Annotated in this window: 11 protein-coding genes; 8 read left to right on the top strand and 3 right to left on the bottom strand. The window is 40.1% G+C overall.

Features of this window, described 5'->3' with window-relative positions:
- Positions 1 to 57 precede the first annotated feature (57 nt).
- The 3 genes from trpC (at position 58) to ACFFAP_RS23705 (ending at position 2,586) form a co-directional block, all read left to right on the top strand.
- Positions 58 to 948: an indole-3-glycerol phosphate synthase TrpC gene (gene trpC, locus ACFFAP_RS23715; protein ID WP_375513526.1), complete on the top strand. Its 891-nt coding sequence runs from the start codon at positions 58 to 60 to the stop codon at positions 946 to 948.
- A 246-nt stretch (positions 949 to 1,194) separates the two neighbouring features.
- Positions 1,195 to 1,446, top strand: coding sequence for a DUF5340 domain-containing protein (locus ACFFAP_RS23710; protein ID WP_375513525.1), 252 nt, complete (start codon positions 1,195 to 1,197; stop codon positions 1,444 to 1,446).
- Between the two features lie 471 nt (positions 1,447 to 1,917).
- Positions 1,918 to 2,586, top strand: coding sequence for a carbonic anhydrase (locus tag ACFFAP_RS23705; RefSeq protein WP_375513523.1), 669 nt, complete (start codon positions 1,918 to 1,920; stop codon positions 2,584 to 2,586).
- Positions 2,587 to 2,855: 269 nt separating this feature from the next.
- Here the strand turns inward: ACFFAP_RS23705 and ACFFAP_RS23700 are convergent, their stop codons facing one another.
- Positions 2,856 to 3,014 (bottom strand): YqaE/Pmp3 family membrane protein, encoded by a 159-nt coding sequence (locus tag ACFFAP_RS23700; protein WP_322672109.1) that lies wholly within the window; start codon positions 3,012 to 3,014, stop codon positions 2,856 to 2,858.
- Positions 3,015 to 3,264: 250 nt separating this feature from the next.
- Positions 3,265 to 3,612: a translation initiation factor gene (locus tag ACFFAP_RS23695; protein ID WP_375513522.1), complete on the bottom strand. Its 348-nt coding sequence runs from the start codon at positions 3,610 to 3,612 to the stop codon at positions 3,265 to 3,267.
- 237 nt (positions 3,613 to 3,849) lie between these two features.
- Between ACFFAP_RS23695 and trpB the strand changes: the two genes are divergently transcribed.
- The 5 genes from trpB to ACFFAP_RS23670 all read left to right on the top strand — a co-directional run bounded on the left by trpB (position 3,850) and on the right by ACFFAP_RS23670 (position 8,768).
- Positions 3,850 to 5,085, top strand: a complete 1,236-nt coding sequence (gene trpB, locus ACFFAP_RS23690) for a tryptophan synthase subunit beta (protein WP_375513521.1) — start codon at positions 3,850 to 3,852, stop codon at positions 5,083 to 5,085.
- Between the two features lie 790 nt (positions 5,086 to 5,875).
- Entirely contained in the window at positions 5,876 to 6,019 is a 144-nt protein-coding gene (locus ACFFAP_RS23685; protein WP_375513520.1) for a hypothetical protein, read from the top strand.
- A gap of 500 nt (positions 6,020 to 6,519) precedes the next feature.
- A complete protein-coding gene (locus ACFFAP_RS23680; RefSeq protein WP_375513519.1) occupies positions 6,520 to 7,044 on the top strand; it encodes a CAP domain-containing protein in 525 nt (174 codons plus the stop codon).
- Between the two features lie 348 nt (positions 7,045 to 7,392).
- Positions 7,393 to 7,956, top strand: a complete 564-nt coding sequence (locus ACFFAP_RS23675) for a CAP domain-containing protein (protein WP_375513518.1) — start codon at positions 7,393 to 7,395, stop codon at positions 7,954 to 7,956.
- Between the two features lie 182 nt (positions 7,957 to 8,138).
- Positions 8,139 to 8,768, top strand: a complete 630-nt coding sequence (locus ACFFAP_RS23670) for a ribonuclease D (RefSeq protein ID WP_375513517.1) — start codon at positions 8,139 to 8,141, stop codon at positions 8,766 to 8,768.
- A gap of 286 nt (positions 8,769 to 9,054) precedes the next feature.
- Here the strand turns inward: ACFFAP_RS23670 and ACFFAP_RS23665 are convergent.
- Positions 9,055 to 9,238: hypothetical protein (locus ACFFAP_RS23665; protein WP_375513516.1), on the bottom strand; the 184-nt coding region annotated here is incomplete at its 5' end.

The following is a 9,238-nucleotide window of genomic DNA, read 5'->3' as shown; positions in this document are numbered from 1 at the left end:
CCCCATTCCCCATTCACCATTCCCCATTACCCATTGTCCATTCCCCAATCCCCAATTATGCAAATCCGTCGCCGTTCACCTAACCCAGCTATTGATGTATCGATATTGCGTTATCAAGCTGTCGTGCCTGATGCAGCGCCAAACCACATCTTGGAGGAAATTGTCTGGCAGAAAGAAGTAGAATATGACCAAATGCGGGAAAAAGTTCCTTTGCAAGAATTACGGAAGCGGGTACTGACTGCACCGCCAACCCGTGATTTTGTCGCCGCTTTGCGTCAAGGTAAGACAAAGCCAGCATTGATTGCCGAAGTTAAAAAAGCTTCACCAAGCAAAGGCGTTTTACGAGAAGATTTTGACCCAGTAGCGATCGCCCTGTCTTATCAGCAAGGTGGCGCTAGTTGTCTTTCTGTGCTAACGGATGTCAAGTTCTTTCAAGGTAGTTTTGACAACTTAGCAAAGGTTCGGGCTGCTGTAGATTTGCCCCTACTGTGCAAAGAGTTTGTCGTTTATGCTTATCAGATATACTTGGCGCGGGTTCAGGGTGCAGATGCTATTTTGTTGATTGCGGCTATTTTGAGCGATCAAGATTTGAAATACTTCCTTAAAATTGCTAACAATCTGAAAATGGCAACCTTGGTTGAAGTTCATAGTTTGGCAGAACTTGACCGTGTGTTAGCCTTAGATGGGGTCTCCTTAGTAGGAATCAATAATCGCAATTTGGAAGATTTCTCTGTTGACTTGCAAACTACTTGCCAACTTTTAGCTGCAAGAGGTAGCCAATTGCAGGAGAAAAACATCCTTGTTGTCAGCGAGTCAGGACTACACAACCCAGATGATCTGAGTTTGGTGCTGACAGCAGGTGCATCGGCTGTACTCATTGGAGAATCTTTGGTAAAACAACCAGATCCCGGCGCTGCGATCGCCCATATATTGCCGAGGAATTTCTGAAATAAACACCTCCCCTACGCCTCTTAGCATAGGGCAACTAACTGCATACAATAGTTGGTAAATTGGGTACACTATGCATGGACACGCAGCACATTGCCATCAACTATCATCATATCTTTGCTAAATCTTCATTGCTAATCAAATCAAAGCCATAAACAACTAGTTATTTATTATGTAACAATTTATTTACAAAAGACAAACTCTGACTGATACACAATCTCAAATATGAAATCAAAATTTAACTTCATGGAGCAAATTCCTCTACCTTCTCCTATTCACTACGAACTTATACTTCAACTTTTAGAAAGACAAACCATGTTAGCTGTAAATGATAATCCAGATTTACGGCATCAGGTAAATCAACTAATTATTACTCTGCGTAAAGCTGCCGTGCAGCAAAAACGCCTAGAAGAAATTTGCGAGTTTTCTTCTATGACTGTTGATCACCGTTGGTCAATCAACCATCATCACGATAACGAAGTAGTTGCCCCCGATTGAATCCTTACCTTAATATCTCAACCTCAGATTTGGCATCTTTGTTAAGTTAGCTTACTACCATCCGAAAGTGTCTCTGTGTATTGAAAGAGCCAGTATTCAAGACTTCCGCCGCACTTGATTGACTCAAATGCATAGTTTAGGGTGTGATTTAAAATGATTATGCTTACAGAATCTCTGTGTAAAAATATCTCTAAATGCTAGATGAAGATTTTAAATCAGTAGTCAGTCTGAACGCTTAGATTTTAGTTGATAAAAGTTTTACTTTATTTAGCTAATTTTCTAAATTTATACATATTATTTTTCTCTAAAGTTTTACTCAATTTTTGAAAATTTATACAATAATTTTATTAATACCGTATAAAAAATGTCATATTTATAAAAATATTAGCTCTGAAAAAGTTCATATTGATTTATAGAAAACTGTAAATCAGCTAAAATATTTATGAGATTATCTCTCGAATTTGACGAAAGATGAAAGATAACAGCATTGATGAACTTTTCAGAAATAATCAGGCTTGGGTTGCCGAAAAATTAGCTATAGACCCAACTTACTTTCAAGAGTTATCTAGTGGACAAACACCACCTTTTCTATACATCGGGTGTTCTGATAGTCGTCTAGCCTTAACAAACTTTACCCGTACAGAACAAGGACAGTTCTTTGTACATCGTAATATTGCCAATCAAGTTTCTCTTACAGATATTAACTTTTTAGCTGTTTTAGAATATGCAGTTTTACATCTTGAAGTGAAACATATTATTGTTTGTGGTCACTACGATTGCGGAGGAATTAAGACGGCTTTAGAAGGGAGGACTATCGGAATTCTTGATAACTGGGTAAATCCGATTCGGGAACTGTATTTACAGAAACGAGAAGAAATTGATGCCTTGCCAACAAGAGAAGAACGTCTGAATCGTTTGGCGGAAATCAATGTTGTGGCGCAAGTAAAAAATCTTTACCAAACTTCCGTCATGCGTCAGGCACTCTATGAGCGAAAAGCGCCTATGGTTCATGGCTGGGTACTAGATATAAACACTGGGTTGATCAAAGATTTGAACGTCTCAACTGTGCAATGGCAATTGCACATCTGCCCCTTGCTTTTGGAGTTTAGACTCTATGCTATGTTCAAAAATGAGAGCTAATTCGGTATTTTATGCTACACAAAGTTATACTTTGGACACATGATTGCTCGTATCTTTAGAGTATTTATTTTAAGTCAAAAAATAGTTACTTTTTCGCTACAGTCTTGTAATATACCATCAAAGTTTTTAACAATAATGCACAATTCACAATACTTTTTTCTGAATTATTGTTCAAGATGCAGATATCCAATTTAGAAGCCTTTTTGTAGAGGCAATTAATCAATTGCCTCTGTCGAAATTTCTACACCCAACTTAACCTCTACGAAAAATTATTTCTTAGCAATTATCCACACTGCGTGAATAATCCCAGGAATATAACCAAAAAGTGTCAAAAGTATATTAATCCAAAAGTCTATACCAAAACCTACTTGCAAAAAAACTCCCAGAGGCGGCACGAAAATGGCACACAAAATCCGAACTAAATCCATTTAAACCTCCTATTTATCTCACAAAAAATAGCTTGTTGGCAAAGTGATTTACTACTGCTCAAGCATATTTGTACCTTTCAAAGATAACATTCCCTCTCTTAATTTAATACAGCACGGCGTAAATAGAGATACCATTCACAATTAGGGAAAAGCTGACAACACAAGCTTTTTGACTTTTGACTTTTGAATGAGTGACTTCCGCCTTGCGGTACTAGGTTACGGTATAAGATGCGGTAAAGCGCACTCAAGATTAGCCACCGCTAATTTTAGCTTTGTAACCTAGTTTGGTCAAAATCTCGACAATTTTTTGCTTGTGTTCGCCCTGAATTTCAATTTCGTTATCTTTAACTGTTCCACCTGTACCGCACTGGGTTTTCAACTGCTTTACCAAATCTGCCAAGGTTTCTGGTTTGGCTTGAAAACCGCTAATCACTGTAACGGTTTTGCCTTTGCGTCCTTTGCGGGAAGCTTGTACTTTGAGATTTTGCTGTTGTGCAGGGAGTTCTGGAATTGGTCTTTCTGTAGCGGCAAAGTTGTCGTTGCCAAATTCGCGGTAGACAAAGCCTTTATCGGAAGATTTGGGATTTGAAGAAGACATAAATCTTTATTAAGAAAAATTTCAAAGGCAGTGGAAACTTCTACGCTACCCTTCTGCTGGGATATCAATTTCTAGGCTAACATTACAAATCCATTGCGAGGAATTCAAACTAATTGGGCATGGGGCATGGGGCATTGAGTATTGATGAAAAATTTAGTTTCCAGTCCCCAGGTATAAGCTAGATATGCCCCAGACTTTCTATAATAATTAAGTCATTCCCGTCATTGAAAACAGCCCGTGACTACCACTCCCCTATCTCCAAATTCAATTGCTCAGGTTCCCGATATGCTAGGTCGCTTTGGACGCTTCGGCGGTAAGTATGTACCTGAAACGCTGATGCCTGCTCTTACTGAACTAGAAACAGCTTATCAGCAATACCGCAATGACCCTGGTTTTCAAGCAGAACTACAGCAGTTGTTACGGGACTATGTAGGACGTGCCACACCATTATATTTCGCTGAACGCCTGACTGCTCATTATGCTCGACCCGATCGCACGGGGCCGCAAATTTACTTAAAGCGCGAGGATTTAAATCATACTGGCTCTCATAAAATAAATAATGCCCTTGGTCAGATATTGTTGGCAAAGCGCATGGGCAAGCAACGGATTATTGCCGAAACAGGTGCTGGACAACACGGAGTTGCCACAGCCACAGTTTGCGCTCGTTTTGGGCTAGAATGCGTAATTTACATGGGTGTTCATGACATGGAACGCCAAGCTTTGAATGTGTTTAGAATGCGGCTGATGGGGGCAGAAGTGCGTCCGGTGGAGGCAGGGACGGGAACCCTTAAGGATGCCACTTCTGAAGCAATCCGCGATTGGGTGACAAATGTGGAAACAACTCACTACATCCTGGGTTCGGTAGCAGGGCCTCATCCTTACCCGATGATGGTACGTGATTTTCATGCAGTAATCGGTCAAGAAACTCGCGCCCAAGCAATCGAAAAGTGGGGTGTATTGCCTGATATTCTCTTGGCTTGTGTGGGCGGTGGTTCCAATGCTATGGGACTATTTTATGAGTTTATTAATGAGTCTTCTATACGGTTTATTGGGGTTGAGGCAGCAGGAGAAGGTGTTAATACCGAAAAACACGCAGCAACATTGACAAAAGGAAGAATTGGTGTATTGCACGGAGCAATGAGCTATCTTCTGCAAGATGAGGATGGGCAAATCATTGAAGCACACTCAATTAGTGCAGGTTTAGATTATCCGGGTGTGGGCCCAGAACATAGTTATATGAAGGATACTGGTCGCGCCGAATACTATAGTGTGACGGATGCAGAAGCTTTAGCGGCATTTCAGCGATTATCGAAATTGGAGGGGATTATCCCGGCATTGGAAACAGCCCATGCGATCGCCTACCTCGAAACCCTGTGTCCCCAACTAACCGACAGTCCCCGGATTGTAATTAACTGCTCTGGACGTGGCGATAAGGATGTACAAACAGTAGCCAAGTTCTTAGTGGATGCGTAAATATACTTAAAATGCTTGGGGATAAAGTAATAATGGCTCAACAATTCCAACACCCTATTGGGTGTCGCTAGCTACTGAGCCTGCTTTTGCAGCAGGTAAGACATTCGAGAAATTTGTCCTTAATGGAGCAATACAGTTCAGTTAAGGATAATCGTAGGTTGGGTTGTAGCAAGATCCCTGTAGGGGTACGAAGTCAAACCCAACAAACTACCGAAAATATTGGGTTACCCTTCAAGAAGCCGCCTTCCATGCGTCTACGTTCCTCAAACGCCACTTGCTACCCTTCTCCTAACGGAGACGCTGTTCGCTCTCCGGGAACGCTAAGAGCGAACAAGCCGAGGAACCCGTCCAACGCAGTGGCTCCCCAACCTACGCAGTTTAAGGTTTTTGGCGCTAACCTAAGCGTATTGCCTAATGGAGCATAAAAAGCAAATGTAACTAAATAGTCTGTCTAAAAATGGTAATTCAGGCAGCCAAAGAACTTGGTTTGTAGTTGCTGCAACCAAGTAAGCGTTCATAATTCGTAATGACGCTCGTTTTGGTACTCGATAGCAAAGCGTTAGCGACGTAGGAGCGTCTGACTTGCGATCGCTACCGCTTCTCTACGAGACGCTACGCAAACGCTAGCGTAATTCGTAATGAGAAAGTTAGATTTCGTCTGAGTTTCTTTTTTTGCTATGTCTAGTCTTAATTTTGGGAAAATTGGTCTTACGATGGCAAAAATAGCTAAGGGTAAACGACCAGTTTACTTAGATAATTCGCAAATTGATAATAATTGTTAGCGATCGTCATGGCTTTGACCGATCAGGTATCCGTGCTGCATGAGCGGCTAGACACTATTGAACGGTTGCTAAAGGTTAAAGGTATTTTATCGGCTACTGAGATTGAAGCTTACGAGCCGGATGCCAAAGTAACTAAGGAACGGGAACAGTGACGTGCAAAATACATTGCGCGGGTGCTGCGCGTGGTACAGGAAGAGTTAGAAACCCTTAACTAAGGGTAGCTTAAATCACGCAGACATTTTACTGAATAAATCCGTGCTATTAATATCTTAACATTTTGTAGCCTCAATTTTCACAATCGGTTTTTACTGCTTTTTAGACAAAAACAAAGCTATTGAATATACCTAAAAACAGTAAAATAGCTGAACTGTGAAGACAAATAAGCATAATATAGAACTAAAAAAATGAAAAAAACTAGTAATTACACTATGTGATTATCTAAGTACAGTATGTAGTTAGATAAAAGCAATCATACTAATGATAGAAGATAGTTAGCCATTAAACAGCACTATTTATTTGCAAAGTCATGAATTTAAACGCTTACTAGTAGTTTTTGCACATATAAAGGTATAAATAAAGCTATATAGACCTATAAGCAATTTGTCACATTGATATTAGTTAGTTACATTGTCTAAAAGTTTACTTCAGGCAAATGATTAAACCAATATTTTACAGCGTTGCTTTAGGCACTATGATTTTCAGTAGTGGAGCGCTCGCTACTCCTATAACAAATCCAACTTTTATGCCAGAATCTTCACATATATTAAGTGATACTGGCTATATTGCAGCTAGCATCAACACTGCTGCTCTAGAACAGTCGGTTTTTAACAAAATTAATGATTACAGAACTTCCCAAGGGCTAGAAAGGCTGACTCGTAATTCTGCCATCGATAATCAAGCCAGGATTCACAGTCAGGACATGGCTAATAATAAAGTTCCCTTTGGACATACGGGATTTTCACAACGTGTTAAAGCAGTCGGTATTCCTTACACCTCAGCTGGTGAAAATGTCGCTTACAACCAGGGATATAGCGATCCTGTGACGATAGCTGTTCAAGGCTGGCTCAAAAGTCCAGGGCATCTAGCCAATATCAGAGGTAATTTTAATAAAACGGGGATTGGTGTCGCTAGCAACAGTAAAGGCGAAATCTACTTCACACAAATTTTCTTTCGCTGATAGATTTGATAAAATTTAGGTTTTTTCTCAAATTCCCCAGACTTCAGCCTGCTAGCAAAGCTTTTGCTACATATTGAATAATGTAGTTTCAATGACATTTATCTATTGAATACTACATTATTTTTTTAGTAATTCATGAAAATCCTAAATGAGCAGCAAAAATAACCGTGATTTTACGAAGCTGACCTATTGAAGTATTGACAATTGGAAATGATTTTTTGTACTTCCTATACAAGGATGTAGCCAGATTGCCAAAATTCATCAATCCTTAATAGTATCGTGGTATATATTGTCGGAACAATAGGGTAGAGTATAAGTCTTATATATCTACATATTACGCAATTCTCCATGTTCCGACAAACTGCTTTTGGCATCGCTTTAAGTGCGCTTGTCCTTGCTAGTGGGTTAACGACTGTTCCGATACCAAATAATCCTTCTACGAATACATCCACCCGTAATAAGCTGTTGTCGCTTTTTTCCAGTCAGGCTGCAATATCGACTCCTACTTTTAAAACTACGCAGCTAGAAAAATCCGTTTTTGACGAAATTAATCGATATCGGGCTTCTAAAGGACTGCCAAAGTTGACCCTAAATGCAAATATCACTCGACAGGCAAGAATTCATAGTCAGAATATGGCTAAAGGTAAAACCCCATTTAGCCATCAGGGATTTGAACGACGAGTCAATGCTATCCCTATTCGCTACAGCAGTGCGGCGGAAAATGTTGCTTTCAATCGGGGATATAGTAACCCTGTGGACGAAGCAGTTACTGGTTGGATCAAGAGTCCCGGACATCTAAAGAACCTTAAAGGAAATTACAACCTCACTGGAATTGGCGTTGCTACTAATAATCAAGGCGAAGTCTACCTTACACAGCTTTTCTTTCGCACTAGTACGCCACGGCGTAAATAGAGCAACCATTTAAAATTCCCAAAAAGCCCATTCCATAATACTTTTGACTTTTGACTTTTGAATGCGTGACTTCCGCCTTGCGGTACTAAGTAGATTTAATTTATGATTATTTTGCACAATAATAATGTAGTGTCTGACAAGACTTTTATTTGCTGGACACTGGTATTATTTTTGAACAATTCATGACATTACAAGATTTTCAGGTGATTGATCGCGACCTCAGTGACGCGGCTCTAGTACAGTATTTAGAATCTACAGCGATCGCAGTTGATACAGAAACGATGGGATTATTGCCACAGCGCGATAGGTTGTGTCTTGTGCAATTGTGCAACGAATTCGGGAAAGTGACTGCAATCCGCATCGCCAAAGGACAAGCTGATGCGCCAAACTTAAAAAAACTCTTGTCAGCGGCGAATGTCGTAAAAGTGTTTCACTTTGCTCGCTTTGACCTTGCCACTTTGCGAGCTAATCTGGGGATTCAGGTTAGACCTGTTTTTTGTACCAAAATTGCTAGTAAATTAGCCCGTACTTACACAAATCGCCACGGGCTTAAAGATGTGGTGCAAGAGTTAGAACAAGTAGAACTTGATAAAAGCTCTCAAAGTTCTGATTGGGGTAACGCCGCTAGTTTATCTGAAGCTCAACTGAGTTATGCTGCCAATGATGTGCGCTACTTACTTAGTGTGCAGCACAAGCTAACAGAAATGCTCAAACGAGAAGAACGTTGGAAAATTGCTCAAGAATGTTTTGAATTTCTGCCAACAATAGTTTCCTTGGATTTGTTACAGTTTAAAGATTTGTTTGAACATTGATCCAAAAATAAACCTCTTGCAAAAATTTTTGCTCTGGAGTACAAGCATTGCAAGAGAAAATATTCTATATTTTGATTTCTAAATTGTGACTTCTCTGGTCATGAGAAATCAAGATTAGACCTCTTGGAAAATTCACTAACACCCTACCCTTAACCTGTCCCCGTAAACAAAAAGGGGAGACTTTGATATAAGCCAAAGGTAGAGTGGGGTTCTCATTATTAATTTATGCAAGAGGTCTATTCGCTAATTTTCTAAGTTATTTTTTGCCTAAGAGCCAACATTGGAATCATTCAGTGTCTCTTGGAGTTTTAGATTCACTAATGCCTTCTTTGACATTACTGGCTCCCTGTTGAATGCCTTCTTTGACGTTACTGGCTCCCTGTTGAATGCCTTCTTTGACGTTACTGGCTTCCTCTTGAATGCCTTCTTTGACGTTACTGGCTTCCTCTTGAATGCCTTCTTTGAGGTTA

Origin of the sequence: uncultured Nostoc sp. (assembly GCF_964245575.1) — a bacterium.
In the GTDB taxonomy this organism is placed as follows: domain Bacteria; phylum Cyanobacteriota; class Cyanobacteriia; order Cyanobacteriales; family Nostocaceae; genus Nostoc.
This window is presented reverse-complemented; position numbering and strand designations above follow the sequence as displayed.